Here is a 16,410-nt window from a genome sequence, read left to right on the forward strand (position 1 = left end):
GTCCCGAAGCTTGACATTGCAATGACAGGTGGCCGCTTTGCCCGGCCCGGCCCCTCATCAGGATCCGATGTGCGGTCCCCTGCCCCGGGCTTGCGCGAGCTCGACCTGCCGCTGGCGCTCCGCGTAACGCTTGCGGTCTTCATCCGAGCGGGCATCGAAGCAGTGCGGGCACGAAACCCCGGCGGCATGTTTCGGCGACATCAGGTCGCTCTCCGTCAGCGGATGGCGGCAAGCGCGGCACAATTCAGCACCGCCCTCCGCGAGGCCGTGCGACACCGAAACCCGCTCGTCGAAGACGAAGCATTCGCCCTGCCACAGGCTCTGTTCCGCCGGCACCTGCTCGAGATATTTGAGGATGCCGCCCTTGAGATGGAACACATCCTCGAAGCCGAGCGACTTCACATAGGCGGTCGCCTTTTCGCAGCGTATGCCGCCGGTGCAAAACATCGCCACCTTGCGGCCTGCGAGATCCGCCCGGTGCGCTTCCACCCAAGCCGGAAATTCGCGGAAGCTCGCCGTCGCCGGATCGACGGCGCCCTTGAAGGTGCCGATCGAGACTTCATAGGCGTTGCGCGTATCGATGACGATCGTGTCGGGCTGCGAGATCAGCGCATTCCAGTCGCCCGGCTCCACATAGGTGCCCGCGCTTGTCGCCGGGTCGATGGTCTCGACACCCATGGTGACGATCTCGCGCTTCAGCCGCACCTTCATGCGGTGGAACGGCATGGCCGCGGCGCTGCTGAACTTGACCTCGAGGCCCGACAGGCCGTCGATCGTTTCGATGTGCTCGATCAGCGCGGCGATCGCTTCATCGCTGCCGGCGACGGTACCGTTGATGCCCTCATGCGCCAGGAGCAGCGTGCCCTTGATGCCGCGTCCGCAGCAGAAGGCCGCAAGCGGCGCGCGCAACGCCTCGAAAGCGTCGAGCCGGGCAAAGCGGTAGAGCGCGGCGACGCGGACTGGCTGGGATGGCGCGGGCAGTGTTGTCATTGCCAGAGCAACTAGACGCTCGCGGAAGCCGATTCAAGGTGAAACGGGTTCGGGCCGCCTGTCATGGCCTTGTCGGGAAAGAACCTCTAAGCTCGGCGGCAACGCGTGACATCGCGCCGCGACCGGTTCCGTGGACAGGGCAATACCCGTCTGCTAATCGGTTGAAATTCGCCTCGATGCGGCCCTCGACAAGGAAAGACAGATGCCCAGCAAGACCGAGAAACTCCTGTCGCTCCTCAATGGCCAGCCGGTCATTCCGGTGTTGAAGATCGCCAATGTGGCGGATGCGGTGCCGCTGGCCCGTGCTCTGGCGCGTGGCGGCTTGCCGGCGATCGAGATCACGCTCAGGACCGCGGATGCGCTCGAAGCGATCCGTCGCGTGGCGGGCGAGGTCGAGGAAGCCATAGTCGGCGCCGGCACCATTCTGGACAGCAAGCAGTTCGACGAGGCGGCCGGTGCCGGTTCGCGCTTCATCGTCAGCCCAGGCATCACCCGCGAGCTTCTGGCGGCCGCCGCCGACAGCCAGGTTCCGTTGCTGCCCGGCGCCATCACGCCGGGCGAGATCATGGCGGCGCGCGAAGCTGGCCTGCGCTTCCTGAAATTCTTCCCGGCCGAACAGTCCGGCGGCATCGCTTCGCTCAAGGCTTTTGCCTCGCCGCTGGCCGACGTCAAATTCTGCCCGACCGGCGGCATCACCGGCAAGAACGCGGCCGACTATCTCAGCCTGTCCAATGTCATCTGCGTCGGCGGTTCGTGGGTGGCGCCCGACGACATGGTCAAGGCCGGCAAGTGGGACGAGATCGAAGCTCTCGCACGCGCTGCCAGCAAACTCGCGAAATAGCCTTTCCGGACGGCACGAAAAAACCCGGATGACTCGCGTCGACCGGGCTCTTTGACTGGCTGGAGCAATTCCAGGAAAAGTGCGTAGCCGTTTTCCCGGGAGAAGCGCGTAGCGCTTCCCCTTGGGAATTGCGTAAAAACAAAAAGTTAGAGCGGGTCAGAGATTCTATCAAAACTCAGGGCCGCTCTAGACGCGGTTAGTTGCAGACCTTGACCGTCTCGGTCACCTTGCGATGATGCCGCCAGTGCGTCACCATCCTGGTCCGGCAGTGCTTCTTCATGTGCATATGATTGTCGGCCTGACGACAACTGTCTCCGCCTGTGACGGAGCGAGCGCGGCCAATGCCGCCGCCAGTGCCAGAACTGACGCCAGTAGAATTTTTTTCATGAAGATCCCCAGGTTGGAACGGACCCACCTCAACCCGGAAACGGCTGGGCTGTTCCGGCTTCACGAGAAGTTCAGCCGATCCTGCAGGATCAAGGCGCCGCGCGTGTCGTGCCTAGCAAAAAGCCGCGCGGGTTGCCCGGCGCGGCTTCGGCAATATTGTGGCCTGTTCGCTACTTCGTCTGGAAGCGCGCGACCGACATGAACTTGACGGCATTGCCGGTAAAGCGGCTGGCGTCGGCCATCTGGTTGCTCGGCTGGAAGCCGGCCGTATAGACCTCGCTCGGCGGCGTATGCACGATGCTGTAGGCGTAGCCCGGCGCGGTCGTCGCGCTCGAAACGGTGGCGACGTTCTCGCCGCTGGTCAGCGCCCAGCGGGCGGCCTGCGGCGCCGCGGCCACAACCACGGCCCTGGGGCCAGGCTTCTGATCGCGGGCGGTGGCCCTGGCTTCCTTGCGGGTCGTCTTCACGCCGGCGCCGATCGCGGCGGCCGGGTCGGAACCGGCAGGTCGGGCGGCAACAGCCTGGCGCGGCGACGCCGCATCGACACCAGACGGATCGTTGAACGCCGAACGCGGTTCTTCGGACAACGAGGCCACCTGATATTCGTCGGCGGTGCCGACCTGGGCGTTGGCCTCGTCGAGCACGGCCTTGACGGCATCCGGCTTGGTCGGCTCGGGACGCGCTGTCGGCACCACGGAGAAGGCGTCCGTCGCGGTCTTGCCCTGGTCAGCCGTTTCGGCCAGCGCCATCAGCACATCCTTGCTGGGCGGCGGTGCGAGATCGGCCGGCAGCGAGCGCTCGGGGCGCCATGTCGGCAGTGGGATGTTGTTGAGGGCAACCTGCGCTGGATCGGCAGCCGCGGCTTCCGCGATCGCTGCCGGATCGGACTTGCCGAAAGGCATGTTCGCCGGTGCCTGCGCGGTCGCCACTGCCTGTTCGGTGGTGGCCGTGGCGTCCGCCATGGCGAAGGGAACATTCTCAGGTGGCTGTGCGCCCACATCGGCCTTCGGCCGCGGCGCGAAATCGGGCAGCGGGATTTCCTTGGCCGGCAGCGCCGCGATAATCGTCTCCGGCGTGTTCTTCTCCGGTTCCGGAGCCTGCTCGTCGGCAACCTGCGGAATCTCGGCGCGCTGGGCATTCTCGGGGGCGACGATGGCGATACCGGGCAGGTCGCTGCTCTTGGCGGTCGCGGCCGGCTTCAGATTTCCAGCCTTGGGCGCAGGCGCGGCCGAGGCGGTCTCCACGTCGGCACTGTCGTCGGCCTCGTCGGCGCCACCGCCGCCGAAGAAGGCCGCGAGGAATCCGCCGGATTTCTTGCCGCTGCCGCCAGCGCTGGCCATTTCGATATTCGGTGTGCCGGAACCCTTGCGCGACTTGTAGGAGGCGAGCGCCTGTTCATAGCCGGGCAGCGGCCGGCCGTCGCTCGGCACATGCAGCGTCTTGCCATTGGGGAACAGGCTGACCAGTTCCTGGCGGCTGATGCCGGGCCAGTGGCGCACATTGCCGACATCCATGTGGACGAATGGCGACCCGGAGGTCGGGTAATAGCCGACGCCGCCGCCCTGCATCTTGAGGCCGATGTTGCGCAGCTTCTTCAGCGGCACGCCGGGAATATAGAAATCCATCGCCTTGCCGAGCATATGCTGGCTCTTCTCGGCGACACCACGGCTGCGGCTGCGCAGCATCGAATTGGTCGACGGCGAACGGTAGCCGCAGACGACCTGGATATAGTCGGTGGCGCCGCTTTCGCGATACGCCTCCCAGACCAGATCCAGCAGACGCGGGTCCATCTTGGTCGGCTCGTTGCGGCGCCAATCGCGCAGGATGATGTTGATCTTCCTCAGGCCCTCGGGAACGTAGCGGCCATTGCGCTTGTAGACGATCTCGGCCTTCTCGTGCGTGTGGAGGTGGTAGAGCTTCAGCGAACGAACTTCGGCCTGGGCGCCCGTGGCGGCCGCGGCAACAAAACCAAATGCGACAATCACCGCCGCCAACCATCTCGGCCAGACGCTCAAATGATAGTGCCGCCCGTTTGTGAGTCGTTCGATTCTGTTCAAATCAAAAGGCCTTGCAGGCTGCCGTTTGTCCCCGGATTTGCCCAAACGGACGTGTCGTTTTCACATCCGAATATCGATCCTAATGGTTAATCATCGCTTATTGAAGCCAAAATGCGGTAACACCGTGGCGATATCCCGTCAAAAATTGTCCGCACGGTTTCTTGGTAAACCGCTGGTTTAGATCAGGATTCCGGCTTTGGCCGAACACGATCTGTTACCATTGGCCTCAATGCGTGAACAACACCCCATCGAGTGCCGCCTCCGACTCGCCATAGTCCGGGGAAGGCACTCTGTCAGCCCCTATAATGACGAGGGAAACTGGTCCCGGCCTTGCGGTTCAGGAAGCAAGCCTGTCGACGCGGCCGGTTTCCGGGTCGATGCCGTATTCCTTGAGCTTGCGGTAAAGCGTCGAGCGGCCGATGCCGAGCCGGCGGGCGACCTCGCTCATCTGGCCGTTGTAGTGATCGATGGCGAGCTTGATCATTTCGAGTTCGACATCGGCCAGCGCACGCACATTGCCGCGCTCGTCGAGCGCCCGCAGCGTGCCGAAGCGGGGCTGCGCCCCGGCCGGATGCACAGGTGCCGGAGCGGCCTCGTCGGGGACAACGTCTTCATCGCGCGGCGCCAGCGCGGGGGCAGCCCCGCTTGCTTCTAACGTGTCGTCCGCTTCGAGTTTGACGGTGCCTTCCACCTGCGCCCGGATCTGCGGAAAGTCATCCGCGCTCAACACATCGCCTTCGCACAGCACCGAGGCGCGGAAGACGGCGTTTTCGAGCTGCCGGATGTTGCCGGGCCAGTCATAGGCTTGCAGCACGCCAAGCGCCGCCGCCGAAATGCCCTTCAGCCGATGGCGCGGGTCGGCCGGCGCCACCTTTTCCATGAAATGCGTGACCAGATGGGGAATGTCGTCGCGGCGGTCGCGCAACGGCGGCACGAAAATCGGGTAGACGTTCAGCCGGTAGAACAGGTCCTCGCGGAACTTGCCGTCCTTGACCTGCTGCAGGAGGTTGCGGTGCGTCGCCGAAATCAGCCGGATGTCGACCTTGACGGTCGAGCGGCCGCCGACCGGATCGACCTCGCCCTCCTGGACGGCGCGCAGCAGCTTGACCTGCACGTCGAGCGGCAGGTCGCCGATCTCGTCGAGGAACAGCGTGCCCGTATGCGCCTCGACGAATTTGCCGGTGTGCTTGTCGGTGGCGCCGGTGAACGAGCCTTTCTCGTGTCCGAACAGGATGGATTCCACCAGATTGTCGGGAATGGCGCCGCAATTGACCGTAACGAAGGGTTTCGAGCGGCGGTCGCCGCTGCCCTGGATCGCACGCGCCACCAGCTCCTTGCCGACGCCGGATTCGCCCTCGATCAGGATCGGAATGTGGGAAGCCGCCGCTTTCTGGCCAAGGCGTATCACCCTGTCCATGGCCGGACTATGGGTGATCATGTCCCTGAAGGTCAGCAGCCCGCCGCGTTTGCGCGACGTGCGCTTGACCTCGCCCTCGATCGCTTCGACCTTGAGCGCATTGGAGATCGAGGCCTGCAGCCTGTCGGGCGAAGCCGGCTTGACGACGAAATCGAAAGCGCCGTGGCGCATCGCCGAAACCACGGTTTCGATGCCGCCCTGCGCTGTCTGCACGATGACCGGCACGCTGATGTCGCGCTCGCGCATCGCCTTCAGCACGCCGATGCCGTCGAGACCGGGCATGACAAGGTCGAGGATCACAACCGAGACATCGCGGGCGCCAGGCCCGTCGAGAACTTCGAGGCCGGCGGCACCGCCATCGGCGACGATCGCGGTATGGCCGAACCGCGTCACCGCCGCCTCGAGCAGCCGGCGCTGCACGGGATCGTCATCGACTATGAGTATGGAACCTGTCATGACTGTCTTGGTCTGCCCGCGCCCGAATTCCCCATGGATCATCTTGGCACAGGGTTCTAAATAAGGTTTCAAAAAACCCGGTGAACGAATTCCTTAGGATTTGACCGGCTTCTCCATTCCCGTTGAGTCTGGCTCCCTAATTCCGGCCACTTGATTCAAAGCGGCCAGTCGATTCAAACAAGGCCGGTTGATTCAAAAGGCCAGTTGATTCAAAGAAGGTATGTCGATGCGCATGATGTTTGATCGGCGGATTGCGGCGCCAGCGTCCGGTCAGGGCGCGGCCAGGCTTGGCGATCTGCCGGAATGGAATCTCGCCGACCTTTATGCCGGCATGGAGGCGCCGGAACTGAAGCGCGACATTGCCGAAGCGGCCGCCGACGCCATCGCATTCGAGGCCCGCTGGAAAGGCACGCTCGCCGCCGAGGCCGGGCGCGGCAGTGCCGGCCGACTGGGCGAGGCGCTGGTCGCCTACGAGACGCTCGAGGAACTGATCGGCCGCATCGTCTCCTATGCCGGCCTCGTCTATGCCGGCAACACCGCCGATCCGCAGCGCGCCAAGCTCTATGGCGACATCCAGGAGAAGATGACCGACGCCAGCGCGCATCTGCTGTTCTTCGCGCTCGAGCTGAACCTGATCGACGATGCGGCGATCGAAGGCGCGCTGGCCAGCGACCCCGCCTTTGCGCATTACCGCCCGTGGGTGCTCGATCTGCGCATGGACAAGCCCTATCAGCTCGAGGACCGCGTCGAGCAGCTTTTCCACGAAAAATCGATCACCGGACGCGGCGCCTGGAATCGCCTGTTCGACGAGACGATGACCGATCTTCGCTTCGATATCGACGGCGAGGAACTGACGCTGGAGCCGGCCCTCAACCGCCTGCAGGATGCCGACGGCGAGGTCCGCCGGCGCGCCTCGGAGGCGCTAGCCACCACCTTCCGCAAGAACTTGCGCACCTTCACGCTGATCACCAACACGCTTGCCAAGGACAAGGAAATTTCCGATCGCTGGCGGGGCTTCGAGGACATCGCCGATTCACGCCACCTCGCCAATCGCGTCGAACGCGGCGTGGTCGATGCGCTGGCCACCGCCGTGCGCGAGGCCTATCCGCGCCTGTCGCACCGCTACTACGCCATGAAGGCGCGCTGGCTCGGCATGGAGGTGATGAGCCACTGGGACCGCAACGCGCCGCTGCCGGAGACGCCGCAGGCGGTGATCGGCTGGGACGAGGCCAGGAACACGGTGCTGTCGGCCTATCACCGCTTCTCGCCCGAGATGGCCGAGATCGCGCGCACCTTTTTCGACCGCAACTGGATCGACGCGCCGGTGCGCCCGGGCAAGTCACCCGGCGCCTTTGCCCACCCGACCGTGCCATCGGCTCACCCCTATGTGCTGCTCAACTACATGGGCAAGCCGCGCGACGTGATGACGCTGGCGCATGAACTCGGGCACGGCGTGCATCAGGTGCTGGCCGCCGGCCAAGGCGCGCTGATGGCCTCGACGCCGCTGACGCTGGCGGAGACGGCATCTGTCTTCGGCGAGATGCTGACCTTCCGTTCGCTGCTCGAGCGGACCACCGACCGGCGCGAGCGCAAGGCCATGCTCGCCCAGAAGGTCGAGGACATGATCAACACGGTGGTGCGCCAGATCGCCTTCTATGAATTCGAGCGCAAGGTGCATGCCGAGCGCCGCAACGGCGAACTGACATCCGACAGGCTCGGGCAGTTCTGGCTGGAGGTTCAGGCCGAAAGCCTGGGACCGGCGATCAAATTGCGCGAGGGCTACGAGGTATTCTGGACCTACATCCCTCATTTCATCCACTCGCCCTTCTACGTCTATGCCTATGCGTTCGGCGACTGCCTGGTGAACTCGCTCTATGCGGTCTACCAGAATGCCGAGCGCGGCTTTCAGGACAAGTATTTCGAGATGCTGCGTGCCGGCGGCACCAAGCATCATTCGCAGCTTCTGGCGCCATTCGGCCTCGACGCAACCGACCCCGCCTTCTGGCAGATCGGGCTCGGCGTGATCAGCGGCCTGATCGACGAACTGGAAACGCTGGACGATTGAGACGCCTCTGGCCGGCCAAGAACAGTTTAGCCGGAATGCATGTTTGGGCCTCGCTATTCTTGCCTTAAATATTTGTTCTTGAAGAACTCTCCACGGACGTTTTCCCATAGCTTTCCGCAAGCTCTATGGTAGCTTTCCTTTAAGCTCAGCCGGAGCGCATGCGGATCGGCGAGGGAAAGTCTCCGCCAGCCGTGCGCTCAGGCGAACGCGACAAGGCCGTTGGCCATGGGCAAGCAAAGCCGATCGCCGACAGCTCGAACCGAAGCCGGCTGTTCCGTGTATCAGCGGAACCATCATCGAGTAGTCCCTCGCCGAAGGTCATGACCCCGCGGCAGACGGATCTGACTGGAGAGAGACAATGGGCACTTTTTTCTACGTGGTCCTGGCGTTCCTGGTAGGCGTGTTGGTCGGCTGGTTCATCTGGGGGCGTCTGCGCGGAGAACTCGACAGCCTGCGCGGCGACCTCGATCGCACCCGCAGCGAGCGCGACAAGCTGCGCGCCGACAGCGACCGCCTGACCGGCGAACTCAATGCATGCGGCAAGACCCGCTCCGACCTCGAGCGCCAGCTGCGCGAAGCACAGGCCTCGTCGGGCGCCGGCGGAGCAAAGGCGTCAAGTCAGCCACCGGCAGCCCTGATGTCGACGCCTGCCGTTGGTAAATCCGCTCCGGCGACAGCCAAGCCAGCCGCGGCGAAGGCCGCGCCGGCAAAAGCGGCGCCGAAGCCCGTGGCGGCCAAATCCGCAACCGCTTCGGCACCGGCGGCCAAGGCACCGGCGGCCAAAGCTCCGGCGGCCAAGGCTCCGGCGAAGACCTCGGCCGCGCCCAAGGCAGCGCCCGCCGCCAAAAAAACGGCACCGGCAGCTGCCAAGCCGGCGTCGGGCAAGCCCGACAATCTGCGCCGGCTGATCGGCATTGGCCCGGTCAACGAAAAGCTGCTCAAGGCGCAGGGCGTCACCACCTTCGCCCAGATCGCCGCCTGGACATCCGCCGACATCAAGCGGATCGAGGACGTGATGAACTTCGACGGCCGCATCGCGCGCGAACGCTGGATCGAGCAGGCCAAGCTGCTTGCCGCCGGCAACGAGGCCGAATTCGCCAAGCAGTTTCCGACAGCCGGAACCGCCAGCAACACCTGAGCGGTGGATCCAGGGATCATGTGAGCGGCGGCGCCAAGGGCGCCGCCGCTTTCTTTTTTGCCGGCAAGGTTCGATCCGGCAAAGGTCGGCTTTGAGGGACAGGGTGCCGTTCCCTCGATTGCGCGCGCACGCCCCCCCATATAGAGCGATCGTCGGCTACATCGATCCCGGTTCCCATGTCCCTGCCCGCCGCAATTTTCCGCAACGACGAAAGCGCGCGCCAGCTCGTTTTCGAGCGGCCGGCCGATATCATCGTCGCGCATCAGGCCAAGGACTTTCCGGCGGCGTTGCAAGCGGCGCAGGCCGCGCACGACGCCGGCAAATGGCTGGCCGGCTATTTCTCCTATGAGGCCGGTTACCTGCTCGAGCCGAAACTCGTTCCCCTGCTGCCCGGCCGGCGCCGAGCCCCGCTGGTCTGCCTCGGGGTCTTCGATGCTCCTGATGAAGAAGCCGTGCCGCCGCCAAGCCCGCCCACCAATGGCCCGATCTTCGATGCAAGGGCGATGTGGTCGTTCGAGGATTACGAGAAGCGGTTCTCGCGTCTGCACCAGCACATCAGGCAAGGCGATTGTTACCAGGGCAACCTCACCTTTCCGGTGCACGCGCAATGGTCGGGCGACCCGCTCGCCGCCTTCGACGCGCTGACCGAACGCCAGCCTGTGAAATATGGCGCGCTGGTCGCGCTCGGCGATCCCATCGTTCTGTCGCGCTCGCCCGAACTGTTCTTCGAGATCGATGCGGCGGGGAGGATCGAGACGCATCCGATGAAAGGTACCGCACCGCGCGGCGCAACCAGGGACGAGGACGAGCGGCAGAAGAATTTCCTGCGTAACGACGAGAAGAACCAGGCCGAAAACCGGATGATCGTCGACCTGCTGCGCAACGACATATCGCTGATCAGCGAGGTCGGCACGCTGGAGGTGCCGGAATTGTTCCGCATCGAGACCTACCCGACCGTCCACCAGATGGTGAGCGACGTCAGGGCCAAGCTGCTGCCCGGCCTCGGCATACGCCAGATCTTCGCGGCGCTGTTTCCCTGCGGCTCGATCACCGGCGCACCGAAGATCCGCGCCATGGAGATCCTGCACGATCTGGAGGGCACGCCACGCGACGTCTATTGCGGCGCCATCGGCTGGATCGCACCCGGCGGCACGATGCGCTTTTCCGTGGCGATCCGTACCATCTCGCTCTTTGCCAGCGGCGAGGCCATCTACAATGTCGGCGGCGGCATCGTCTTCGATTCGGTCGCGGAAGAGGAGTACCAGGAGTGTCTGCTCAAAGCCCGCTTCGCGACGGGGACACCGCCGGTTTCGAGCTGATCGAGACCATGCGCTGGGAACCCGCCTCGGGTTTCCTGCGCCTCGATCGCCATCTTGCGCGCCTTTATGGCTCGGCGGTGGAGCTGGGCTTCAGCTATGATCCGCAAAAGGTCGGCGAGGCCCTGAGCGGCGCGGTCAACCGATCGCCCATCGCCATGCGCACGCGGCTCGCTCTGTCGCGCAATGGCGAGACCAACGCCTCTGCGCAACCGTATGAACCCCTTGCCGCCGACAAGGTGTGGACGCTGCGGCTGGCACGGACGAGGCTCGATTCGAGCAACATGCTGCTGCGCCACAAAACCAGCCGGCGGCAGCTCTACACCAATGCCCGCTCCGAATATCTCATCACCCAGGCCGATGAGGTGCTGCTCGCCAATGAGCGCGGCGAGATCTGCGAAGGCACGATCACCAATGTCTTCGCCGATTTCGGCAACGGCATCCTGGCGACGCCCCGACTCGATTGCGGCCTGCTGCCTGGCGTATTGCGAGCCGTGCTTCTGGATGAAGGCCGCGCCAGTGAAGCGATCTACAGCTTGGATGACCTGAAATCCGCCAAGGCGCTGTTCGTCGGCAATTCGCTGCGCGGACTGATCCCGGCAAGACTGATCTGAGGCATGACGTCCCTACCCGCCCACACGCCCTATGATGGCTCGTCGAAACTCTTCACCATCGGGCTGAAGCCGCTCGACCCCGCGAACTGGATCGAGGTCGACGGTCACCTGCTACCCTATCTCGCCGAGAAGCGCCGGCTCTATGCCGAGATCCCCGAGCGGGTTTTCGTCGAGGAGGGCGGCACGCGCGCCGCCCAGCAGGAGGTGCTCGAATTGCTCGGCGCCTACCTGCCGGAAAGATTCCCCGACATCCACCAGCGCGGCGACGCGGGCGTTGCGGTCGTGGGCGTGACGAGCCATCCCGCCATCTCTTCCAGCCTCGCCGGCGCGCCCTTGGTCGCGGCCTCGCTGCTCGTCCAGGAAGACCTCATCCTCATGCGCCGCGACGACAGCGGCTGGCGTCTGGCCGCGGGTTCGCTGTGCTTCCCCTCGTCCTGGGCGCTCACCGAAAAATTCGGTAAGCCGCTGCAGCAGATCCACGAGCCGGTGCCGGGCTTCGGCCCGGGCACAAGGCCGGCCGACCTCATCAACCGGATGTTCGATGGCCTGCAGGGCCAGGCGGTCGAGCGTTACAATTGGTCGATCCAGTCAGGGGACGCGCTCTACCATCCGCTGTCCAATGTCGAGCGCATCGACCGCGCCACCAGCCGGCCGACACGTTTCCCCGACGGTGACGTCAAGGCGCACGCCTTCATTCGGGTGGAGCGCCAGACGCTGCGCAAACTGCCCGCCTCGCGCGATATCCTGTTCACCATCCGCATCCATCTCGACCCGCTCGCCGTGCTGGCGCGGCACCCGGACCGGGCGACGCTGGCGGCGTCCTTCGCCGCCCAACTCGAAGCGCTCGATATCGCCCAGCTCGACTACAAGGGCCTGACATCGGATCGCGATCGGCTGATCGCTGTCCTTAACCACATGGCCAAGGACGCGTAGTCGCGGGTTGGCGCTTTTCGCTGGTTTATGACAATGATCTGTGATGTAGCGCATGGCCGTTGGGCGAAAATGCCCGGCTTTTGCACGGGGTTGCTCGGCTTTTGCACGGAGTTGCCCGGCTTTGCACGCAGTTGAAGGAGTGCTCGATAAAATGGCGAATGAAAACTGGCCCGTTTACGGTGAGATCACCGGCCCCGTGGTGATGATCGGCTTTGGCTCGATCGGACGCGGAACGTTGCCGCTCATCGAACGCCATTTCAAGTTCGACAAGTCGCGCATGACGGTCCTCGACCCGCGCGATACCGATCGCAAGCTGCTCGACGAGCGCGGCATCGCCTTCGTCCAGGAAGCGGTAACCGAGAAGAACTACAGGAAGCTTTTGACGCCGCTTCTGACGAATGGCGCAGGCCAAGGCTTTTGCGTCAACCTGTCGGTCGACACCGGCTCGGTGGACCTGATGCGGCTCTGCCGCAAGCTCGGCGTGCTTTACATCGACACCGTCGTCGAGCCCTGGCTTGGCTTCTATTTCGACGCCAAGGCCGACAATGCCAGCCGCACCAACTATGCGCTGCGCGAAGCGCTGATCAAGGAAAAGCACGACAAGCCCGGCGGCGCGACGGCAATCTCCACCTGCGGCGCCAACCCCGGCATGGTGTCCTGGTTCGTCAAGCAGGCGCTGGTCAATTTGGCCACCGATCTCGGCATGGAATTCTCCGAGCCCGCGCAGGACGACCGGGAGGGCTGGGCGAAACTCATGAAGAAGGCCGGCGTCAAGGGCATCCACATCGCCGAGCGCGACACCCAGCGCACCAAGAAGCCCAAGCCGATGGATGTGTTCTGGAACACCTGGTCTGTCGAGGGCTTCATCTCCGAAGGATTGCAGCCGGCCGAGCTCGGCTGGGGCACGCACGAGACCTGGATGCCGAAGAACGGCAAGAAGCACAAGCACGGTTCCAAGGCCGCGATCTATCTGGAGCAACCGGGCGCCAACACCCGCGTGCGCTCCTGGTGCCCGACGCCGGGCCCGCAGTATGGCCTGCTGGTGACGCACAATGAGGCGATCTCGATCGCCGATTTCTTCACCGTGCGCTCCAAGAAGGGCAAGGTTCAATACCGCCCGACGTGCCACTACGCCTACCATCCCTGCAACGATGCGATGCTGTCGCTGGACGAGATGTTCGGTGCCGCCGGCAAGCCGCAGCCGGTGCACCATGTGCTGGACGAGAACGAACTGGTCGACGGTGTCGACGAGCTCGGCGTCCTGCTCTACGGCCACGACAAGAATGCCTACTGGTACGGTTCGCAGCTGTCGCTCGCCGAGGCGCGCAAGCTGGCCCCCTATCAGAACGCCACCGGCATGCAGGTCACCTCGGCGGTTCTGGCCGGGATGGTCTGGGCGCTGGAAAATCCGGCCGCCGGCATCGTCGAGGCCGACGAGATGGACTACAAGCGCTGCCTCGACGTGCAGTCGCCCTATCTCGGACCGGTCAAGGGCTATTATACCGACTGGACGCCGCTCGACAGGCGCCCGGGCCTCTTCCCGGAGGACCTCGACCGCAGCGACCCGTGGCAATTCCGCAACATCCTCGTCCGATAGCATCGCGCGGACCCTATGCCATTGCCTTGCAATCGCCCGGAAATCGGGCGATTGAAGGGATGCGGCCTGGAGTGGCGAGTGCGTCCCGTTGGACGCATAAGCACACCCCAGCACTTTGGACGTTCGCGTCGCGCTTTCCAGAAATCGGCCCGATTTTTGGACCCGACGCGTTTGGAGAGGATTTTATATGACTATTGCGCGCAAAGTTCTTTCTATGGGCGTGGCGGGCGCCGTTGTCTCGATGCTCGCTGCCTGTACCACCAGCGGCCCCGGCGAGCCGCCGATGGCAACCACGCCGAAAGGCGTCGAGGGGTCCTGGATCGATGCCAAGGGCACCGGCCTGTCGACCTTCAACGGCGGCAAGTTCACGACCGTCGCTACCGACACCGGCCAGAAGCTGGCCGATGGCAGCTACACGATGACCGGCGCCACTTCGGTGCAGATCAACGGCACCTCGCTGATCCGCCAGACCGGCGTCAGCTTCAACTGCCTGCTGGTGTCGACCAGCCAGCTCAACTGCACCAGTTCGGGCGGCCAGAATTTCGTGCTGACGCGACGCACCTGAACCCCGCGAACATCCGCTTGCTCAAGGACGGCGGCCATTGGCCGCCGTTCTTTTTATGCCGGCAAAGCTCACCTGGATTTCTGCTTGCGTCGGCCGGAACGCGATGGGAACATGATCGAAACGCTGGCTGTTATATCCCAGTCAAGTAGGGGCGTTAGACGCCTCGGATCAGCCTGCCGGGAGACGAAGATGAAGAAGCTTGTCGCCATTGCCGCCCTTTCCGCGTCGACGCTTGGCCTGTCGGCCGGCGTATCCTTTGCCGACTACACACTGAACATCCTGCACATCAATGACTGGCACAGCCGCATCGAAGGCAACAACAAATATGAGTCGACCTGCTCGGCCGAGGAGGAGACCAAGGGTGAGTGCATCGGCGGCGCCGGTCGGCTGATCACCGCGATCGCCCAGGAACGCCAGAAGCTGCAAGGCCAGAACGTGCTGTTGCTCAGCGCCGGCGACAATTTCCAGGGTTCGCTGTTCTACACCACCTACAAGGGCAAGGTCGAAGGCGAGTTCCTCAACGACATGAAGTTCGACGCCATGGCGCTCGGCAACCATGAATTCGACGATGGCGAAACGGCGTTGGCGCCGTTCCTCGACATGATCAAGTTCCCCGTGCTCGGCGCCAACGTCAAGGCCAACGCCCAGTCCAAGCTCGGCGACCGCGTCAAGCCGTCGATCGTCGTCGAGGTCGGCGGCCAGAAGATCGGCATCATCGGCGCCGTCACCAACGACACGCCCGAACTCGCCTCCCCCGGCCCCAACATCACCATCGAGGACGACGTGAAGTCGATCACGGCGGAGGTCGACAAGCTCAAGGGCGAAGGCGTCAACAAGATCATCGCCGTGACCCATATCGGCTATAACAGGGAGCGCGACGTCATTGCCAAGATTCCCGGCATCGATGTCGTCGTCGGCGGCCACAGCCACACGCTTCTGTCCAACAGCGACCCGAAGGCGGCTGGACCCTACCCGACGATGGTCGACAACCCCGGCGGCTACAAGGTGCCTGTGGTGCAGGCGGCGTCCTATTCGAAATATCTCGGCGAGTTCAAGGTCGTGTTTGACGACAATGGCGTCGTCAAATCGGCGAGCGGCGACCCGATCCATCTCGACAAGTCGATCACGCCCGATCCCGCGGTGCTCGCCCGCATCAAGGAGCTGGGCGCGCCGATCGAGGCCTTGAAGAACAAGGAAGTGGCCGAGACCACCGACGTGATCGACGGCAGCCGTGAGAACTGCCGCGCCAAGGAATGCGCGATGGGCAACCTCGTCTCCGACGCCATCCTCGACCGCGTCAAGGGACAGGGCGTCGAGATCGTCATCTCCAACGGTGGCGGCCTGCGCGCCTCGATCGACAAGGGCACCGTCACCATGGGTGAGGTGCTGACCGTGCTGCCGTTCCAGAACACGCTGGCGACCTTCCAGATTTCCGGCAAGGACCTGGTCGCCGGGCTCGAAGGCGGGCTCAGCCAGATCGAGGACGGCGCCGGCCGCTTCCCGCAGGTGGCGGGCCTCAAATATTCCTTCGACAGGTCGGTCGCGCCCAATGCCGGCCGCGTCAAGTCGGTGGAGGTGATGGAAAACGGCGCCTGGACGCCGATCAATCCCGACAAGGACTATCTGGTTGCCACCAACAACTATGTCCGCCAGGGCGGCGACGGCTACAAGGTGTTCGCCGAAAAGGCCAAGAATGCCTATGATTACGGCCCCGGTCTCGAACAGGTGGTTGCCGACTATCTAGGCGCCCACCAGCCCTATACGCCGAAGCTCGACGGCCGCATCACCGAGATCGCGGCGACGGTCGCGGCGGCGCCTGCCGCCGAGCCGGCAAAGCCTGCCGAACCAGCAAAGCCCGCGGCGCCGGCACCGGCCGAGGCCGCCAAACCGGCTGAACCGGCAAAGCCCGCCGATGCCGCACCGGCGATGCCTGAACTGCCTGCCAACTCAGGCGATATCGCCAACACGCCGCCAGCCATATCGACGGAAAACGCGCCTCCCCCACCGGCCCCGCCGGCACCTGCCGAACCGGCA

Annotated in this window: 12 protein-coding genes; 9 read left to right on the forward strand and 3 right to left on the reverse strand. The window is 64.3% G+C overall.

Features of this window, described 5'->3' with window-relative positions:
• Positions 1 to 57: 57 nt before the first annotated feature.
• Positions 58 to 990, reverse strand: a complete 933-nt coding sequence (locus tag EOA36_RS08950; protein WP_127276950.1) for a rhodanese-related sulfurtransferase — start codon at positions 988 to 990, stop codon at positions 58 to 60.
• A 202-nt stretch (positions 991 to 1,192) separates the two neighbouring features.
• On the opposite strand from EOA36_RS08950, the gene EOA36_RS08955 reads away from it, so the two are divergent.
• On the forward strand, positions 1,193 to 1,831 hold the full coding sequence (locus tag EOA36_RS08955; protein WP_127276952.1) for a 2-dehydro-3-deoxy-phosphogluconate aldolase: 639 nt from the start codon (positions 1,193 to 1,195) through the stop codon (positions 1,829 to 1,831).
• 557 nt (positions 1,832 to 2,388) lie between these two features.
• Here EOA36_RS08955 and EOA36_RS08970 read toward each other — a convergent pair.
• Both EOA36_RS08970 and EOA36_RS08975 read right to left on the reverse strand, forming a co-directional pair.
• The gene (locus tag EOA36_RS08970; protein ID WP_245464298.1) at positions 2,389 to 4,203 is read right to left on the reverse strand and encodes a DUF882 domain-containing protein; all 1,815 of its coding nucleotides are present in this window, start codon (positions 4,201 to 4,203) and stop codon (positions 2,389 to 2,391) included.
• A 409-nt stretch (positions 4,204 to 4,612) separates the two neighbouring features.
• Positions 4,613 to 6,148 (reverse strand): sigma-54 dependent transcriptional regulator, encoded by a 1,536-nt coding sequence (locus EOA36_RS08975; RefSeq protein WP_127276956.1) that lies wholly within the window; start codon positions 6,146 to 6,148, stop codon positions 4,613 to 4,615.
• Between the two features lie 226 nt (positions 6,149 to 6,374).
• On the opposite strand from EOA36_RS08975, the gene EOA36_RS08980 reads away from it, so the two are divergent.
• The 8 genes from EOA36_RS08980 to EOA36_RS09015 all read left to right on the forward strand — a co-directional run.
• A complete protein-coding gene (locus tag EOA36_RS08980) occupies positions 6,375 to 8,213 on the forward strand; it encodes a M3 family oligoendopeptidase (protein WP_167531299.1) in 1,839 nt (612 codons plus the stop codon).
• Between the two features lie 358 nt (positions 8,214 to 8,571).
• Entirely contained in the window at positions 8,572 to 9,351 is a 780-nt protein-coding gene (locus EOA36_RS08985) for a proton-conducting membrane transporter (RefSeq protein WP_127276958.1), read from the forward strand.
• 176 nt (positions 9,352 to 9,527) lie between these two features.
• A complete protein-coding gene (locus EOA36_RS08990; RefSeq protein ID WP_127276960.1) occupies positions 9,528 to 10,670 on the forward strand; it encodes an aminodeoxychorismate synthase component I in 1,143 nt (380 codons plus the stop codon).
• Positions 10,619 to 11,281 carry an aminotransferase class IV family protein gene (locus tag EOA36_RS08995; RefSeq protein WP_127276962.1) on the forward strand — a complete coding sequence of 221 codons (663 nt, stop codon included), beginning with the start codon at positions 10,619 to 10,621 and terminating at the stop codon, positions 11,279 to 11,281. The genes EOA36_RS08990 and EOA36_RS08995 overlap by 52 nt, the downstream gene beginning before the upstream one ends.
• Before the next feature lie 3 nt (positions 11,282 to 11,284).
• Entirely contained in the window at positions 11,285 to 12,214 is a 930-nt protein-coding gene (locus EOA36_RS09000; protein ID WP_127276964.1) for a DUF3445 domain-containing protein, read from the forward strand.
• A gap of 151 nt (positions 12,215 to 12,365) precedes the next feature.
• Positions 12,366 to 13,811: a homospermidine synthase gene (locus tag EOA36_RS09005; protein WP_127276966.1), complete on the forward strand. Its 1,446-nt coding sequence runs from the start codon at positions 12,366 to 12,368 to the stop codon at positions 13,809 to 13,811.
• Between the two features lie 187 nt (positions 13,812 to 13,998).
• Positions 13,999 to 14,376 carry a hypothetical protein gene (locus EOA36_RS09010; RefSeq protein WP_127276968.1) on the forward strand — a complete coding sequence of 126 codons (378 nt, stop codon included), beginning with the start codon at positions 13,999 to 14,001 and terminating at the stop codon, positions 14,374 to 14,376.
• Between the two features lie 189 nt (positions 14,377 to 14,565).
• Positions 14,566 to 16,410, forward strand: a 1,845-nt coding sequence (locus EOA36_RS09015) for a bifunctional UDP-sugar hydrolase/5'-nucleotidase (protein ID WP_145969129.1), incomplete at its 3' end; no start/stop codon positions are given.

It is taken from the genome of Mesorhizobium sp. M8A.F.Ca.ET.021.01.1.1, from assembly GCF_003998025.1.
GTDB lineage: Bacteria > Pseudomonadota > Alphaproteobacteria > Rhizobiales > Rhizobiaceae > Mesorhizobium.

What these genes read in the sequence shown, in the direction of transcription:
- EOA36_RS08950 (WP_127276950.1), bottom strand. Translation starts at nt 990, where the DNA reads ATGACAACACTGCCCGCGCCATCCCAGCCAGTCCGCGTCGCCGCGCTC.
- EOA36_RS08955 (WP_127276952.1), top strand. Translation starts at nt 1,193, where the DNA reads ATGCCCAGCAAGACCGAGAAACTCCTGTCGCTCCTCAATGGCCAGCCG.
- EOA36_RS08975 (WP_127276956.1), bottom strand. Translation starts at nt 6,148, where the DNA reads ATGACAGGTTCCATACTCATAGTCGATGACGATCCCGTGCAGCGCCGG.
- EOA36_RS08980 (WP_167531299.1), top strand. Translation starts at nt 6,375, where the DNA reads ATGCGCATGATGTTTGATCGGCGGATTGCGGCGCCAGCGTCCGGTCAG.
- EOA36_RS08985 (WP_127276958.1), top strand. Translation starts at nt 8,572, where the DNA reads ATGGGCACTTTTTTCTACGTGGTCCTGGCGTTCCTGGTAGGCGTGTTG.
- EOA36_RS08990 (WP_127276960.1), top strand. Translation starts at nt 9,528, where the DNA reads ATGTCCCTGCCCGCCGCAATTTTCCGCAACGACGAAAGCGCGCGCCAG.
- EOA36_RS09000 (WP_127276964.1), top strand. Translation starts at nt 11,285, where the DNA reads ATGACGTCCCTACCCGCCCACACGCCCTATGATGGCTCGTCGAAACTC.
- EOA36_RS09005 (WP_127276966.1), top strand. Translation starts at nt 12,366, where the DNA reads ATGGCGAATGAAAACTGGCCCGTTTACGGTGAGATCACCGGCCCCGTG.
- EOA36_RS09010 (WP_127276968.1), top strand. Translation starts at nt 13,999, where the DNA reads ATGACTATTGCGCGCAAAGTTCTTTCTATGGGCGTGGCGGGCGCCGTT.